The sequence below is a fragment of the Ornithinibacillus massiliensis genome (assembly GCF_018310345.1).
Taxonomy (GTDB): Bacteria; Bacillota; Bacilli; order Bacillales; family Amphibacillaceae; genus Ornithinibacillus; species Ornithinibacillus massiliensis.
In genome coordinates this window covers 517,926-534,310 of the sequence record NZ_JAGXBY010000003.1, presented here as the reverse complement: position 1 = coordinate 534,310, position 16,385 = coordinate 517,926, and the positions used below count along the sequence as shown (strand labels likewise).

The window sequence follows — 16,385 nt, the reverse complement described above, 5'->3', positions numbered from 1 at the left end:
TGGACATGCTCAGGGATTCCCTGAGCATGTGAGGCTTTTTCGTGTTGTCTAAAGATTTTCCGTATCAATTCGAGGGTATTCTTTTTCAACTGCTGACTCCATGGCATTTCTGCTATGCCTTTCTTCGCTCGAGGTTTGATCATTATCTTGATAATTATTGATTTTATTAGGTGTAAAACGATGATTACGGTGGGATTGCTTATTGCCTTGCTTCACAATACAAACACCTCCTTCTACTACTATGTCCAAATCAAACAAAAAAACCAACACTCCAGGTGAGGTTGGTTTTCCTTTAGTTAAGGAACACATGCTTATCATATAGATCTATCTTTTCTTCTAATAGTGTTTCATCATTCATGTCGTACCAGTTTATAATCAAATAAATAGTGTTCATTTTATCTGGTAAGATAGTTGTTTCCCCAGAGCTTTCTGTAATTCCAGTCGATATTTTTGCTATATTTTTATCAACATTATATTTAAATGTATCATTTTGAAGCAAATACTTCTTTACCATCTATTTCAGCAAATACCTGAATCTGGTATGAATTAGTTAGGAATTCTGAAGTATCCTTCATTGTTAAGACTGCATTTCCTGCTTTTACCAGTTGATAGGAATTAATGCTCCAACTTTCACCTTCACCTGTTAAGGAATAGTAATAATGATTATTTACTACCTGTTCATTGCTACAACCGACTAATGTTATGACCAATAAAACAATCCCTAATACTTGCTTCATTTTCTATTGTCCTCACTTCAGCGATCATTGGTTTTTATTGGAATTTTCTATTTCATCATACCATATTGTTCAAGTCGGTGGGGGTTAATTATTCTCCGCTAATCTTCCTAATGGACCATCTTCCTTGATAATATCTTGAATATCGTAAATAGATATAGGAAACATTGGGAAACCAAACACATATGGCGTAATGTCGTATAGCTGGAAATAAATGACCAGAGTTTTATCAGCTAAATAGAAATCCTGGTTAGGGCTTATTACGGTAAAATCATCGATTAATTGGATATCGCGTTGCTTAATTTGTACATGGATGATCTCGGAGAGCCTTGTGATATAATCGCTACCTGGTTTAAAGAGGTCTTTTAGTTCAAGCCTTTTCCCAGTTTTTAAATCAAAGGATAGGGATCGTTTAAATGTCATCCCATGTGCCGCTCGATCATGGTAGGTATAATTGGTTAAAAAGATACTGAGAATATCGCGTTGGTTGTTTTTGATTTCATATGTCCCAAGCATTTCTACCACGGTTTGTGGGTTATCGCCGGTTTGTAGATTGATTAAGGATTGCGTTTCTTGAATAATGGATTGATTGATAAAGTGTTGTAGATGTAGATTGTTCATTTGTACTACTTGAGGATAATAGACTATTTTTTTCGGACCTGCACTTATTTGTCGCGTTCTTATTTGAACGGGGAATGAATTAGGCATATATCTCACACCTTTTTGATTAGTTTATTCATAGGTGGTTGCGATGTGATAATAAAGATGTTGAGAGAAGTGAGAATAAAAACTTTATCGGAGTAGATTAGCGGAGTAAAATAGAATAAATAGTGGATTTTGGGAGGTGGATCAAGTGAACATTCAGTTGCAGGAAATCGTTTCCAAGTCAATATTGACTGAAGCAAAAGGCTACTTAGATGTTGGATTTACCCATTCATTAAATCCTTATAGTGGCTGTGGCTTTGCGTGTTTATATTGTTATGTTCGAGAAATGCCCATCCAACGATTTAAAGACATTCCATGGGGAGAATGGGTCAATATTAAAAAGAATGCGGCGGAGAATTACCGGAAAGAGATGCAAAAATTGCGTAAAAAGGATACAGCTGTCAATATATTTATGGCGTCTGCTACAGACCCATATCAGCCTATAGAGCGGGATGCCCAAATTACACGAGGAATATTGGCAGAGATGATAGAACATCCACCTGACTTCCTACAAATCCAAACACGAGGACCGCTTATTGAACGGGATATGGATTTGCTTTTACAACTTAAAGAAAGATGTGATGTCCTTGTATCGATGACGATTGAAACGGATCGAGAGGATATGAAGCGGATTTTTGCCCCCTATGCCCCTGGTGTAACATTGCGCTTAAAGGTATTAAAAAGATTGCATGATGCAGGGATACCAACCCAGGCATCTGTTTCACCAGTGTTACCATTTACTCCAAACTTTGCAAAGGTTTTGGAAGATAGGGTTGATCATGTTTGGATTGATACATTACGTATTGGGGATGGTTCGATGGGGCGACGATCAGCTAGGTTAGGGATGCCGGAATTGTTTGAGAAGCATGGCTTGTCCGAGTGGTATCGTCAGGATATTCATGTTGCGGTTGAGAAATATTTTAAGAAGTATTTTCCTGATGATAGGGTGCGTGTTTCGAAGGACGAAGCTTTTCTGAAGTGAAGAAGGCTAATAAAAACACTTATAACGGCTAAGATTAGCGCGGTTATAAGTGTTTTTTTATCATCTATGGGCTTTGTTTTTCTCGTTTAAGATTTCCATTGCACAACACATATCGATATCTTTTCGTATATGCTCTGGTGTCCATGGAATGTAAATTTCTGATTTAATTCCAGGTTCTGCACCAGGCTTCCGTTTATCGAGCTGATTTAATCTGGATGTTGGATACATCAATTGGAATTGGTTGTTCCACTTTATATCAATTAAATTAGAGTAATCATTGACCCCCATCGTTGGTCTACCGAGTACGGTAATCTTCGGTGACTTCTTACACAGCCAGACAAATATGTCCCCAGCACTTCCACAATAATTATCAGTTAATACAACGATATGCTTTGGGGATTTCGTTCCGGTTATTTCGTATTCTTCCTCGTCCTCAATGGAAACTAAACCTTTCCCCCTATGTTTAACCCAGACTTCTTCTTTCCAGCGGGTTAAACTATTACGATATTCCTCGTTATCTATCTTCGTAAGCTCCTCATTAATGGATTGAATCATGAAGTCTGCATTTCTATCTGTAATGTTGAAATTCATGAAGTAATCTTGCATATCTATCGTTATTTTATGGTCAGGGAAAAGATATTTTTCTAGAGATTGGTATGCAAGTGTACTTCCGCCATAATTAATTCTAACATCAATAATGAGATTTTTCGTAGCTGCCAGTTCCTGCTCATGCTTTGAAAGGAGTGTTGTCAGTGTATCTGGTTCATTGAAATCGGTTAGTGTCATGCATAATGTATCTTCAGCTACTTTCGTTATGGTGTGTTGTGGCACATATTCAGGCTTCTCATACTCTTTTAATTCCATGAACTCCGTAGAGCCATCTAGGTGGATAATTTCAGCTACATCATAGTTTCGGATAATTTTTCGCCAATCCTCACGTTCTGCTTTCATTTCCATTAATTCACGTTGATGTTTTCTTACTAGCTCCGGAATGGGCGTGTTGTTAAGGGATAGGATTGCATCGCCAGGCTTTAAACGTTTCTCTCCCGATAGTGTGGTGACATACAATTTATCTTGGTATCGCCTAACACGAAATCCATTATCCAATTTCTTTTGTGTTTCAGCTTGGATGAGGTTGAAAAAGATATGTGGGTCCTGAAAATCTAGTAAATAGTCTTCCACGATTTTTAGAAAGGAGTGAGGCGTTAGGTTAGAATTTCTTTCTAGTTCCATAATCTTACTTTCAAATTCTTCTGGGTTATGCCAGCCTTTTTTATCAAGATAACCAGCATAATCATGATGCATAATATCGACTAGTTCACGAAATATATCTGTATACAATGGTTTGTCCCCCTTGACCGTGTTGGTTTACAATAATCGTAGTATAGTTAGAAAATTATTACAATATGTCATAGGACGGACTTTTGCCTCAGTCTTAGGGTGGAGGGGGGTGTTAATGTAATCTTGCCTAAGAAATCAATTTAAATTCAATAATAAAGTACCATCCAACACAAACAATTAATCTATTCAACCCCAGGTAGCGTAGTCATTGGTGATGCTGACCATCCTTTAATCAATGAAAGTACGTCAATAATTGGGATGCTGAATCCAATGGTTCCAACTTCGGAGGCAGCGGAGTTAATGCCGATGACTTCTCCTGTTTCACTTAAGAGGAGGGGACCACCGCTATTTCCGGGAGCAATGGGGGCGGAGATTTGGTAGGCATCGGAGTACGTATATGGTGGGAGCTCAAAGTCTCTTCCAACCCCGCTGATGATGCCGGTTGTTACAGTGTTGTCTAAACCAAGGGGATTGCCAAGTGCTAGTACGTCCTCACCGACTTCTACCTTATCCATTCGTATGGATAAGGGTTCAAGACCTTGTAACCCTTCGACTCTTACTAAGGCGATATCGATATCACTACTAATGCCGATGACAGTTCCGGTAAATTGTTGTTCATCGGAAGTAACGATCGTCACCTCCTTCACACCATGAACAACATGGGCGTTGGTAATCACATCGCCCATGTCGTTATATAAGAACCCAGAACCGATGGAGCCATCGGCGAGTTCAATTTTTACTACTTTCGTTTGTGCTTCTTGAATAATATCCTTTAACGCGGTTTCACCTGCTTTATCTTCTTCAATTGAAGCGTTATTCTCTAAGAGAATGCTAGACGGTTGGTCAAGCTGACCAGGTATTGTGCCCTTGATCATGAAAAAACCGGTGATTCCAATTCCCAAAACGACAGCGGTTAGGACTAGACTAATAATCCAATGTTTATTCATTTGCTCCACTTCCCTTCATTACAAATCGAAGTACCAGGTAATATTAGTGATTTCAATATAAGCCTCATGGTTCACATCCTCAATGACACCTTCGAATATTCCTTCATCACCTGGGTTTAATTCATATGGCTCAACAAATAATATGTCTTCAAAGAGAAAGTTCCCTTCTTCATCAAAGATAGCTAAATAAACGGTTAACGAATAGATTGGAACGGTGGCTGTACTAATAAGAGTACCGGAAATGGTGATGTCACCATTCTCTTCAAGCACTGCATCGAAGTAGGTAACTTCTACAGCTGCAGTGCGATTATGCAGGTCGTCTTGTACCGCCTGTTCTTCAAAGGCAGTGATTGCCTGTTCTATTTCATCTTTAAAGGCTAATAATTGCTCGTTATTGGAGCTATAATTTAATCCTTTATTCAACATAGCGAGTGCTTCTTCAAAATATCCATCCGTATAAAGTGTACTTGCCTCCTCGAAAGCAATTTGAACAATTTTATCCATAATCTCTGTTTTTACAGCTTCCGCTTCGGTATTGGATAATGCCTCTAGCGTATTGAGTTTATTGGCTAGCTCATCGATGTTCGTTATGGTAGGGAGCTCCAATTTTATTTTTTCAATCGTGATAGTTTCCTCTTCTGCCGTTATAAGGACTTCAAAGGAAGTGAAAAGCGGACTATTTTCGGCTGCAAGTTGATTGGTTAATGTAGTCAGCTCTTGTTCAGCCTGATCAAACTGTTGATTCGCTGACAGTGTCAAGGCAGCATCAAGCTGATCGGCAAATGTTTGGGCACGATTAACTTCGTCTAGGTTTTGTTGTAATACGTCATAATCTGGTCTGATTTCGATTGCATCTTCTAGCAGTTTAGTGGCTTCTGTAAAATTTCCTTCTAAGGCATTTGCCTCTGCCGTTTGTTGTAATTCTAGTACCTGATCATTTTTCCTTTGCTCTGATAAATAAGTGAAGATAAGGAAAACAGAAATTAATACGAGACTTATAAGGGGGATAACGTAAGGGAATAGCGAATGAGTGATTAATGTTTTTTTACCATTTGTTTCAACCTGGGGTGGGCTAGTTTCATGAGAGTGTATCGAAGTATTCGGTGTTTCCGGTGACTGGATTTGTTCTGTAATTTGATTATCTTGGTCAACCTTTGCCCCACAATTTATACAAAAAGTAGATTCGTCCACTAATTTATCGCCGCATTGATGACAAAACATGTGATTCCTCCTAACTGGTAACAGTAATAGCAATTATCCTATCCTATTAGAAATTCCCGGAGAAGGTGCTTGGGTAGCTTGGTTTTTTATTTGCATGATACGTAAATTATGCTTGTGGGATGTACCTTGTTTGATGGGAAAAGTATCGTTTGTTTGTTATGATAGATGTAATTGTTTTATAGATTTTTTTAGCAGACAGACCTTAAATACTCTACATAGACGAATACATTTGGTATCATAATACATATTCGTTAGGTATGGAGGACAAACATGGAGGATTTTATTACGAATTGGGTTGCAGATTTTGACTTGGAACCAGCGACTACAAAATATCTTACTATTAGTCTTAAGGTTTTAGCTATCGCTTTAATCTGTATCATTGCAAATTTTATTACGAAGAAGATTGTTGTAAGGATCATTACAAGGGTCATTAGAAACAATAAATATACATGGGATAATGTGTTTATAGAACGAAAAGTCTTTCACAGGCTATCACACATTGTACCGGCAATCATCATTTATCAATTTGCGACGAGTTTTCCAAACTATGTAACATTGATTCAAAAGGCGTCTAATACATATATCATTCTGATTATGTTATTGGTAATTAATAGTACATTACATGCAATTAATGATATTTATCGTACTTTTGAAGTCTCTAAAACTCGACCAATTAAAGGATATATTCAAGTAGCTAATATTATTTTCGTCATAATTGGAGCTATATTAATCATTGCGAATTTAATTGGAGAAAGCCCGCTAGTTTTATTAGGTGGTATTGGTGCGTTATCAGCGGTTATTATGTTAGTATTCCAGGATTCCATTTTAGGGCTTGTTGCTGGGGTTCAGCTAACTACGAACGATATGGTCCGTGTTGGGGACTGGATTGAAATGCCGAAGTATGATGCAGATGGTGATGTAATAGATATTACGTTAAATACGGTAAAGGTGCAAAACTGGGATAAAACGATTTCGATGATCCCTGCTTATGCGTTAGTTTCGAATTCCTTTAAAAACTGGAGAGGAATGCAGGATGCAGGGGGAAGAAGGATTAAGCGTTCACTATATTTGGATACGACAAGTATTGGGTTCTGCTCTCCAGAGATGATGGAACGTTTAAAACAGATTCAGATTCTTTCTGATTATATAACGGAGCGAGAAGCAGAAATTGAAGAATACAACCGGAAACATAAGGTCCGTCGAGAAAATCCGGTGAATGGAAGAGCAATGACAAACATCGGTGTGTTCCGTGCTTATGTTGAAAATTATTTAAAACGCCACCCTGGAATTCGTCAGGACATGACCTTAATGGTAAGGCAATTAGATCCGACAGAAAATGGGCTGCCACTGGAGATTTATGCGTTCACGAATACGACAGAATGGGCGGCTTATGAATCGATTCAATCCGATATCTTTGACCACCTATTCGCTATAGCGAAAGAATTCGGATTACGCTTATTCCAAAATCCAACAGGGAATGATTTAAAATATTTCCGCGCAATGGAGAATGAAGAAGTACACACTAGAGCTCCTGGACAAGAATAGAGATATTAGAGGGAGCAGCACGTCAGAAAAATAGCGATTCTGAGGTGCTGCTCCTATTTATTTTACAAGGTTTATCTGCCTAGGCGAACCCTAGTCCAGCTATTCAATCTCAGAATAGTCGACTGGAAGTTTTACAGTACTTTCCGTTGTTGTCCTATTTACTCCTAAATAACGTGCTCATATTTCGGTTCAGAAATCTTTCATTATATTCAAAATCATACTATGATAAGGACAGAAAGAAGGGAAAATATGATACGTTTTATTCGTTGGTCATTTTATATGCTAGGATTGTTAATTTTTAGTTATGGGATTACCATAGCCTTGAAAATGCAGTATTTAGGAATTCATCCATGGGATGTGTTAAATGTAGCGCTCTTTGATAAATTTGGCTTGTCTATCGGTTCCTGGGCGATTATTATTTCGGTATTATTAATTATTGTCTCGTTAATCTTGGATAAGAGCTATGTGAAATTAGGGACCTTTTTAAATGGAATTCTCGTAGGTGTATTTGTTGATATGTTTCTATGGATTGATTTCCTTCCGAATGCGACACATACATGGACGGATTATCTAGTAATGGTTGTGGCGATAATTACGATGGGCTTCGGTGGCGGACTATACAATTCAGCTGAAGTAGGGGCAGGGCCGCGGGATGGATTTATGTTATCGATTTCCGATAAACTGGGTAAGTCAATTGGAACCATCCGTATCCTAGTGGAGACACTTGTATTGGTGATTGGTTTCCTTTTAGGAGGACCTGTATTTATCTTTACGTTTATTTTTACATTTGTTCAAAGTCCTGTATTTGCTTTTACGTTTAAAAAATTTAAAGCATTCCTAGGGATTATAGACCAAAGGTACCAACAAAAGCATATTACGAAATCTAGTGCATAAATAAGAAGACAGGTACCCATAAGGGAGCACCTGTCTTTATTTATAATTTTTCTGGCGGGAGAGGTCTGGCGAAATAGTATCCTTGTCCTATAGCGTTAAAATCCTTTAAAACTTGAAATTCTTCTTCCGTTTCAATACCTTCTATGACAACGGGTCTGTCCATGGACTGGATAATCGCCTTTAATACATGCATCTTTCTTTTATTATGAATATCGACAAGTGTTTTATCGATTTTCAGTGTTTCAAAATCGAGACTAGTAATAAGGTGTAAGGATGAATAGCCTGTTCCGAAATCATCAATTGCGATTTTTAAACCAAGTGCATGTAATTCTTCTACTATAGAGGTTGAGTCTTCTATGTCCATCATGACACTTTCGGTTATTTCTAGCTTCAGATATTTAGGGTCAATGCTTTCTTCCATTAATATTTGATAGATTCTTTTAGTAAAGCTTGGCTCGACTAATTGTCTAGCAGATACATTGACAGAAACAGGGACATGAAGATAAGGATGATCCTTCCACCTGCTAATTTGGCGACAAGCCTCCCGGAGAATCCACTCTCCGATAGGGACTATTAGGCCAGTCTTTTCGGCAATTGGAATAAATTCAGCTGGAGAGACGTGTTCATCTTCCAGGTTCCATCTAAGCAATGCCTCTAATCCAACTAGCTTTCTAGTGCTTAATTCTACTTGTGGCTGATAATATAATGTAAGCTCATTATTTTCGATCGATTTTCTTAAGGCGTTTTCTAAATAAAGTCGTCTCTTCACCTTTTCATTTAACTGGTCATTGTAAAATTGATAGTTATTTTTTCCTTTTTGTTTGGCTAAGTACATTGCTAAATCTGCTTGTTTGATTAATGTCTCTACTTGGATGGAACAGTTGTGATGGATACTAATGCCGATAGAGAGCGTTATGATTAAGTCGTTACCTGCTAAGTCAACCGGTTGATTCATTACGTCGAGTATTCTTTCTGCAACTTGCTCCGCTTCTTCTCTAGTCACATTTTCTAAAGTAATGATAAATTCATCTCCGCCAATCCTTGCTATTTGATCCTGTTCTCTAACACTGTTTTGTAGCTTTTTAGCAACATGCTTGAGGAAGGTATCACCCATATGATGACCTAATAAGTCGTTAATATCTTTAAAATCATCAAAATCGATTACTAGAATGGCTAATGAATTCGGGTATTCTTCAGAGCGGTTAATCACTTCTGACAAGTGCTGATAAAACCATCTACGATTTGGGAGTCCTGTCAATTGGTCGGTATATGCTAGATGCTTGATTTGACGTAGGGCTTCCTTCTCTTTCGTAAGATCCTTTGAAATACCAAATATACCAGTAATCTCGCCTTCAATCGTAATTGGAATGGTAGTAATGTTAACGGGAATGATACTACCATTTCTCGCCTTCACATCTAATTCAAATGCTTGTGGCTTACCTGATATGGTTTTTTTAAATTTATCTATTGCGACATCTAAATTTGCTGTATCAACTACTTCTTGATATGACATTTGAAGTAGCTCTTCTTTTGTATAGTCTATTAAATTCCCACCAGAAGCATTTACATCCTGGAAAATGCCATTCGAATTTAGTAAAAATACGGGGTCTGGATTATTATCAAACAAAGAGGAATAGCGTTGTTGTTTATCCTCCAATTCTCGTTTTACTTTTTTTTGTTCTGTAATATCCCGGACGATTAATTGAATCGCTGGTTTATGCTCAAACACAATTGGAAAACTTTTCATTTCAACATCAATTAATGAACCATCCAGTGCGACGAACTTCATTTCGGTAAAATCTACCTGCTTTTGATCGGATAGATTTTTTACATGCAGCTTTGCAATTCGGTGGTAATCGGGATGAATGAAATCTTCCATTGGTTTACCTATGATTTCGTATTTATCCGATGCTCGTAAGCATTTTATACAAATATCATTAACGAATAGTATTCGTTTTCCATCATGAACAAGTAAGGGCTCAGGGGAATATTCAACTAAATCGCGGTAACGCATTTCACTATGCTTAATTTGATTGATTAGCTGCTTCTGTTTTTGTAAGGAACGATAATCAAACCAGGCGATGAACAAGGTGATAATAATAATCAAAGAAGATGTACTCGATAAAATGATACCTAATGTAAATGTGTCAATATCTGTAGGGCCTCTTTCATAATGATCATGAGGGAGAATTTCGATTGCTCCCATTCCAACATATTGTAGGGCAAATATCGTAATTCCTAATAGGATTGCATTGCCTCCTGCCCGTGTAAACGTATGAGCGGTCCGATCTCTTATTTGCTTGAACATCATAACCGTTAAGATGGCAAATACGGAAGCCAAGACAATCGTTAATCCAAAGGATAACGAGCTAAATTGAATAATAAGTGGTTCATCCATCGCAAGTATTGCAGAATAATGTAATAGAAATATGCCGGAAGCAATAATAAACACACAAAGGCAAGTTTTTGCCTTTGTCAGTTGCGAAACATAAAGTGTTAGAAAAGCAGCAAACGATGACATTAGGGCAAATAGAAAGGACATGATTAGTATTTCTAAATTATAGTTTAGTGGAAATGCAATGTGATGGGCGATGATGGCAATAAAATGAAAAGAAAAAAGACCAGTTGCCATCACAAATGCCCCTGTTATGATCCAAAATATTTTGTGTGAACGAAGTCCATCAAGGATTCTTTCTACTAAAATGAATGAGGTGTAGATAGATAGAATAAATATAATCACTGAAAAAGTGATTAAGATAGGGCTATAAGATGAATGCATCATGTTGCTGTCACTCCTAAATATACATGTTCCATTATTGTTAGTATTTCCAACATAGTACCACTTAATCTTATAGCAGACTATCTTAAAATGAAATGGAATAACAAGGTGGATTTGGCTATTATTGGAATAAGAAGAAAGAAGTGGAACGATTTGTTAGAGCGTCCCACTTCTTTCTATCTTTTTCGAAAAGTCATTTTCCAGAGAACGATGGTTAGAATTGCAACTAATGCTAAGTAGATATAGATCCCAATCGTTATTAGGGAAACGAGGAAATGAATGAGTGCCAAGACCCCAACTATAAGCATTAATACGATGATAATCCCGGCAGTAGCACCGCCCTGCTGTGCAGATTCAAAAGGCCGCGTAAATGGAAACTTTCCAGTATTAAATACTTTATAGGAAAGGAGTACTTGTAAAATCGCCGTAAAAAGGATAACGAGAATGTCTGGTATAATACGGATTGAAAAAATCCAACAATACACTACCGATAATATAAGAAAAATCGGTAAATATAATTTTACGAGAAAGGCTTTTAAGGTCGCACTGTATACACTAGATTCACTATGTATTGGTGTTGTTTGGAAAATCCAGGCACCTTTATACTTACTAGAAAATTGTAGCATATAGACGACAGCACCGATAATAATATTGGCGAAATAAAGTGTTAAATAGGCTTTGCTATTTCCCCAGTCGACAGAATCCATTAAACTGATATTATTGTAAAGAAAGATAAATGGAAAAACCAATGCCATTCCTAAGGAAGGATACACTTTTAATTTAAAATCTCTCTCCCGACTAATCATGATGGAGGCAAACCGATAAAAGGTACGTTCTTCTTTGTTGAAGCAAATTAGCCTTTCAAACAGTCTGTCTAGACTCCATGTTTTCTTTTTCTTCTTACTCGATTCCTCCATTAATTTCTGTAGGTTCTTCTCAAATGAAGGCATTAACCAGTAATAAAGCATAATAGACAGTAACGGAACAATGATAGCCATTGCCGATAGAAGGATAATTTCTGGCGTATAATTATGATTTAAGAGAAGCTCAAATGGTGCACTGAACCATAATGGTGGCATGAAGACGTGCCACCAGCTAAAGGCATAGGTAACATTCATATCCATGAAGTCAAATACACGAATGATGACTTGATAGCCAATAACAATACCGACCGCGAGGAAAATCTGTACATAGTTAATAATATCCTTTAATTTTTCCCCATCAAAAAAACGCAGAATCAGAATGTAGGCTAATGCTGTTAAGGCCATAATGAATAAATCTAGTAAAATAATCTCTAGAATAAAAATGAGAAAATACCAGGCACCATGTACAAAGAGCATAACGATGGCTGGTATGCCGATAAAGGCACCGGTCAGTATAGATAGATAAATGGCAATATGTACTAGCTTAGCTGCATTGATGGTCCTTGTGTTGATTGGTTTCGAATTCAATATGACCTTATCACGAACATCTAATAGTACGGAGGAATAGTCGGAAATCATTGAAGTCATCAGAATAAACATTGCAATGGCTAGCATGATGCTCGATTGAAGCATGTAGCTATTCCCCATAAATAGAAATGGGATAAGCAGAATACCATATAAGGCATATATCCAGAGAGATTTTAAAAACTGATTCCCTTCCTTTTTCTTCGTATCATTCAATATTGTTGGAACACGTCTAGAATCCATGGTAAGCTTGATTTCTACGATTTTTCGCATGACAGGGTAATCAATATCAAGCTTATTAAAGACAATTTGGAAGCGATCAAGTAGCTTTAATGTACGAAAGTTACTCATGAGGACCATCCTCTGTCACGATGGATACAATGTTCTCCGCTGTTACTTTATGTACATCAAATCCAGTTAGCTGATTGAATATCCCCTCTAGTGAGCCTTCATGGCTTTGCGCTTTCAATTCATCGAAGGAGCCATCGGCTGCAATTTTGCCATTGACTAGTAAAACAATTCGGTTACTGATTTTCTCTACCACATCCATGATATGGGAGGAGTAGAAGATGGTTTTTCCTTGGTTAGCTAAGTCTTCTAGCATATCCTTAATGACCATAACACTGTTGGCATCGAGTCCACTCAGTGGCTCATCAAGGAAAATAATATCGGGATTATGTAATAGACTGGAGATGATTAATACCTTTTGCCGCATTCCTTTGGAAAAGGAGGAGATTCTAGCGTGAAAGACTTCTTCCATATCGAATTGTTGAAGTAATCGTAATGCTTTATCCTCTGCCTTTTGTCGTTCTAATCCGTAGAGCTCTCCGATGAAGGTTAGGTATTCGGCTGCAGTTAACGTATCATAAATCTCTGCATTTTCTGGGACATAGCCGATTTTTTGTTTATAAGAGTCATTATTAGAAGCAATATTTTTACCAAGTATTTCTACTGTACCACCATATCCTTCAATTAGGCCGAGGATGATTTTCAATGTCGTGCTTTTCCCAGCACCATTTGGCCCAATATAGCCGATTATTTGTCCCCGATAGACATCTAGATTGATGCCGTTTAACACAGTTTTTCCTGAGTAACTCATGGTTAAGTCGTTTAGTGATAATACTTTCTCATTCATCCCGAAAATCCTTTCTATTAATCTGGTTACTTTTACCATATCAATGTGGGGAAAGGAATGCAATAGGTGAAAAAAGCTCCCTACTTTTGTAGAGAGCATGATTACAGATTAAAATTCTTCATATACAGCTGGGTCTTGTCCTTTAAGGCGACCATCAGGACGGGTAAAGCTAGCGATGGTTTGCATATCATCTGCATCTAAGCTGAAATCAAAGATGGAGATGTTCTCGAGCTGACGAGTAGGATTAGCTGATTTAGGAATTGCAACAGCTCCTAATTGATAATGCCAGCGTAGGACGACTTGGGAAACGGTTTTGTTGTGTTTTTCTGCGATTTTCTTCAACGTTTCATGTTCAAATACATCATTAGCACGAGCTAATGGACTCCAAGATTCGGTCACAATACCATGTTCCCCATGCCATTTACGTTGTTCTTCTTGGTTGAAGAATGGATGAAGTTCAATTTGGTTAATTGCTGGTAATACACCAGTCTCTTTTTCAAGCTTCGTTAGGTGCTCAGGTAAGAAGTTACATACGCCAATAGTACGGATTAAGCCCCATTTTTTCGCATCGATTAATGCTTGCCAAGCTTCCACATATAATTCACGATTCGGATTTGGCCAGTGAATCAAGTAAATATCATAGTAATCTAAATTGGCGCGATAAAGGGATTCCTGTACAGTTGTCACCGCATCCTTATAATTATGATATCTTCCAGGAAGCTTTGATGTGATCTGTAGTTGTTCTCGAGGGACTGAAGTTCTAGGTATTGCCTCCCCGACAGTTCCTTCATTTTCATAATTATAAGCAGAGTCAAGCAGGCGGTAGCCATGATTAATCGCACTTTCAATTGCTGATACGCCTTCATTTCCTTTCAGTTTGTATGTACCAAAACCAACAGCAGGAATGCGATTACCATCATTTAATGTGATTTCTGGGATCATTGTGTTTGTCATGAACATCACTCCTATGTAGTTATTATTAAAGCTCTAGTGAAAGCTTATCATAGGAGTGGGAATTAATCGATTCTGTTGCTTGGTTTAACGAGAAGTGAGGAAGCATAATAGCAGAATGAGGGGGATGAATATGAAATCAAGCTAATATGAAAAGCAGCTATATCAATTGAATAAGCTGCTTCTCGTCATGCCTATTTCGGACTAAATTCTGCAATTCCAAATGCTAAACGATCTCGTAAAATGCTAATCACATCCTTTTTTTGATGCTCTTCACATTCTACGACAAGTATTACTTCAGAATTCTTTCCTCTTAATTGCCTTTGTTTCTTTTTTATCACTTTTTTCATCAATAAATCGTAACCAAACCCGATAATCATCCCGATACCAGCACCGATTATACCCCAGATTATCGGTCCCCATTCCCAGGCAAATCCTTTTGCTGCTGCTAAGGTTGAAATGAGAAATGCCAATATCATTGCTTTCGATATCATGGATACGCCATCAGATTGGTGAAGATTATCGAATAGCTTTCTTTCTTCTGTGCGATTCTTTAATGGTAATGCCAATATATTTTTAACACCTTGTTCCTCCAATTCAGCTATAGCTAATTCTAGATAGGTTGAATGTTCGAATGTAGCAAATATTTGCATGTTACCCACCTTACCTGTGTTAGTTAATTTAAATGTATAATCTTGATAATGACTTTTTAAATACTTTCTTTGTTCATCTTCAAACAGTTTATTATTCTCAACAGTACTTGTGTACGAATCATAAATAGAAAAAAAGTAAAAAGAAGGAATATATAAGAACCACTGGGCATCTAATACAGCATTTGATTTACTCAAATCCCCGTTTACCAAGTAAATGGCTGCCTCAAGAAAATGGGAATTGTATACAAAAATAGCGGTCCATATTAGGGTAAAGCTAGCAAGGATAATCCGATGAACATAAAGCTGACCGACACTCGGGATAGCCATAGCCCATAAGGTAGCTAATATTGGGCTTCGTTTATCCAAGTAATTAATCTCAAAGTTACCGATAGTAAATGAATTAAACGGACTATCCTCTTTTTTTGCTAGTATATAAATGTTGTTTATGTCGACAGTAGTACGATAACTATCCCAAATTGCAAAAAGGTAAACAGGAAGATACATTAGAATCATTCTCAAATCTAGGACTTCCTTGGCTAATTCAAATTGACCTGTAAAGGAATAGACAATGGCTAAGTTAATACTTGCTGTTTGGTTGATAAATATTTCCCAAAAAAATAAAGCAAATCCCCTAAAGTATTTATTTAAAAGAAAGTGGCCAAAGCCTGGGAAGGCAAAAGACCACATGGCAATGGTCCAAGGGTTTCGTAAATGTAATTGGGTTGTCCCAAAAATACTGACATGCGCCTTGTAGCGTCTTGTCTTGTTTGTATTTTGGTAGTTCTCCATTTTCTTCCTCCAATAAATTCTATATTAACGTTATTATTACCCATTGGAATTATTTAACTACAACTTCTGAAAGTTATTTAGGAGGAAAAGAATAATCGGAGGAGTGTGGTTGGAATATAAGATAAAGGAAGTATCTACCACTTGTCAGTAACTTCGTATGGAGGTTAAGGAATTATTAGGTTGCACTAGAATGATCTGACAAAGGCAAAAAGGAGCCTGAATAATTTCAGTACTCCTTATAATGTAGCTCGACCTCCGTTT

General features: G+C 37.4%; 15 protein-coding genes. 3 read left to right on the top strand and 12 right to left on the bottom strand.

The features are described 5' to 3' along the window. Positions 1–48: 48 nt before the first annotated feature. The 4 genes from KGF86_RS11270 to KGF86_RS11255 form a co-directional block, all read right to left on the bottom strand. Complete coding sequence (locus KGF86_RS11270; protein WP_186870838.1) at positions 49–216, bottom strand: hypothetical protein; 168 nt, start codon at positions 214–216, stop codon at positions 49–51. A 76-nt stretch (positions 217–292) separates the two neighbouring features. Beyond that, the gene (locus tag KGF86_RS11265; protein WP_211741920.1) at positions 293–514 is read right to left on the bottom strand and encodes a hypothetical protein; all 222 of its coding nucleotides are present in this window, start codon (positions 512–514) and stop codon (positions 293–295) included. Continuing rightward, positions 486–737 carry a hypothetical protein gene (locus KGF86_RS11260; RefSeq protein WP_186870840.1) on the bottom strand — a complete coding sequence of 84 codons (252 nt, stop codon included), beginning with the start codon at positions 735–737 and terminating at the stop codon, positions 486–488. The genes KGF86_RS11265 and KGF86_RS11260 overlap by 29 nt, the downstream gene beginning before the upstream one ends. An 84-nt stretch (positions 738–821) precedes the next feature. Further along, a complete protein-coding gene (locus tag KGF86_RS11255) occupies positions 822–1,442 on the bottom strand; it encodes a DUF3298 and DUF4163 domain-containing protein (protein ID WP_211741919.1) in 621 nt (206 codons plus the stop codon). 145 nt (positions 1,443–1,587) lie between these two features. On the opposite strand from KGF86_RS11255, the gene KGF86_RS11250 reads away from it, so the two are divergent. Continuing rightward, positions 1,588–2,421: a radical SAM protein gene (locus KGF86_RS11250; RefSeq protein WP_186870842.1), complete on the top strand. Its 834-nt coding sequence runs from the start codon at positions 1,588–1,590 to the stop codon at positions 2,419–2,421. Between the two features lie 60 nt (positions 2,422–2,481). On the opposite strand, the gene KGF86_RS11245 is transcribed toward KGF86_RS11250, so the two are convergent. The 3 genes from KGF86_RS11245 to KGF86_RS11235 form a co-directional block, all read right to left on the bottom strand. After that, on the bottom strand, positions 2,482–3,762 hold the full coding sequence (locus tag KGF86_RS11245) for a S41 family peptidase (RefSeq protein ID WP_211741918.1): 1,281 nt from the start codon (positions 3,760–3,762) through the stop codon (positions 2,482–2,484). Between the two features lie 182 nt (positions 3,763–3,944). Next, on the bottom strand, positions 3,945–4,709 hold the full coding sequence (locus KGF86_RS11240; RefSeq protein WP_186870844.1) for a S1C family serine protease: 765 nt from the start codon (positions 4,707–4,709) through the stop codon (positions 3,945–3,947). 18 nt (positions 4,710–4,727) lie between these two features. Then, complete coding sequence (locus KGF86_RS11235) at positions 4,728–5,930, bottom strand: zinc ribbon domain-containing protein (protein ID WP_211741917.1); 1,203 nt, start codon at positions 5,928–5,930, stop codon at positions 4,728–4,730. Positions 5,931–6,200: 270 nt separating this feature from the next. Here KGF86_RS11235 and KGF86_RS11230 point away from each other — a divergent pair, with 270 nt between their 5' ends. Both KGF86_RS11230 and KGF86_RS11225 read left to right on the top strand, forming a co-directional pair. Beyond that, positions 6,201–7,475, top strand: a complete 1,275-nt coding sequence (locus KGF86_RS11230) for a mechanosensitive ion channel family protein (protein WP_186870846.1) — start codon at positions 6,201–6,203, stop codon at positions 7,473–7,475. 249 nt (positions 7,476–7,724) lie between these two features. Next, positions 7,725–8,369 carry a YczE/YyaS/YitT family protein gene (locus tag KGF86_RS11225; protein WP_186870847.1) on the top strand — a complete coding sequence of 215 codons (645 nt, stop codon included), beginning with the start codon at positions 7,725–7,727 and terminating at the stop codon, positions 8,367–8,369. A 40-nt stretch (positions 8,370–8,409) separates the two neighbouring features. On the opposite strand, the gene KGF86_RS11220 is transcribed toward KGF86_RS11225, so the two are convergent. The 5 genes from KGF86_RS11220 to KGF86_RS19590 all read right to left on the bottom strand — a co-directional run bounded on the left by KGF86_RS11220 (position 8,410) and on the right by KGF86_RS19590 (position 16,124). Further along, a complete protein-coding gene (locus tag KGF86_RS11220) occupies positions 8,410–11,151 on the bottom strand; it encodes an EAL domain-containing protein (RefSeq protein WP_186870848.1) in 2,742 nt (913 codons plus the stop codon). Between the two features lie 173 nt (positions 11,152–11,324). Beyond that, positions 11,325–12,947: a hypothetical protein gene (locus KGF86_RS11215; RefSeq protein ID WP_211741916.1), complete on the bottom strand. Its 1,623-nt coding sequence runs from the start codon at positions 12,945–12,947 to the stop codon at positions 11,325–11,327. Beyond that, positions 12,940–13,770: an ABC transporter ATP-binding protein gene (locus KGF86_RS11210; protein ID WP_425516484.1), complete on the bottom strand. Its 831-nt coding sequence runs from the start codon at positions 13,768–13,770 to the stop codon at positions 12,940–12,942. Before KGF86_RS11210 ends, KGF86_RS11215 begins: the two co-directional genes overlap by 8 nt. A 69-nt stretch (positions 13,771–13,839) precedes the next feature. Continuing rightward, entirely contained in the window at positions 13,840–14,685 is an 846-nt protein-coding gene (locus KGF86_RS11205; RefSeq protein ID WP_211741915.1) for an aldo/keto reductase, read from the bottom strand. A 191-nt stretch (positions 14,686–14,876) separates the two neighbouring features. Further along, positions 14,877–16,124 carry a hypothetical protein gene (locus KGF86_RS19590; protein ID WP_343221451.1) on the bottom strand — a complete coding sequence of 416 codons (1,248 nt, stop codon included), beginning with the start codon at positions 16,122–16,124 and terminating at the stop codon, positions 14,877–14,879. Positions 16,125–16,385 lie beyond the last annotated feature (261 nt).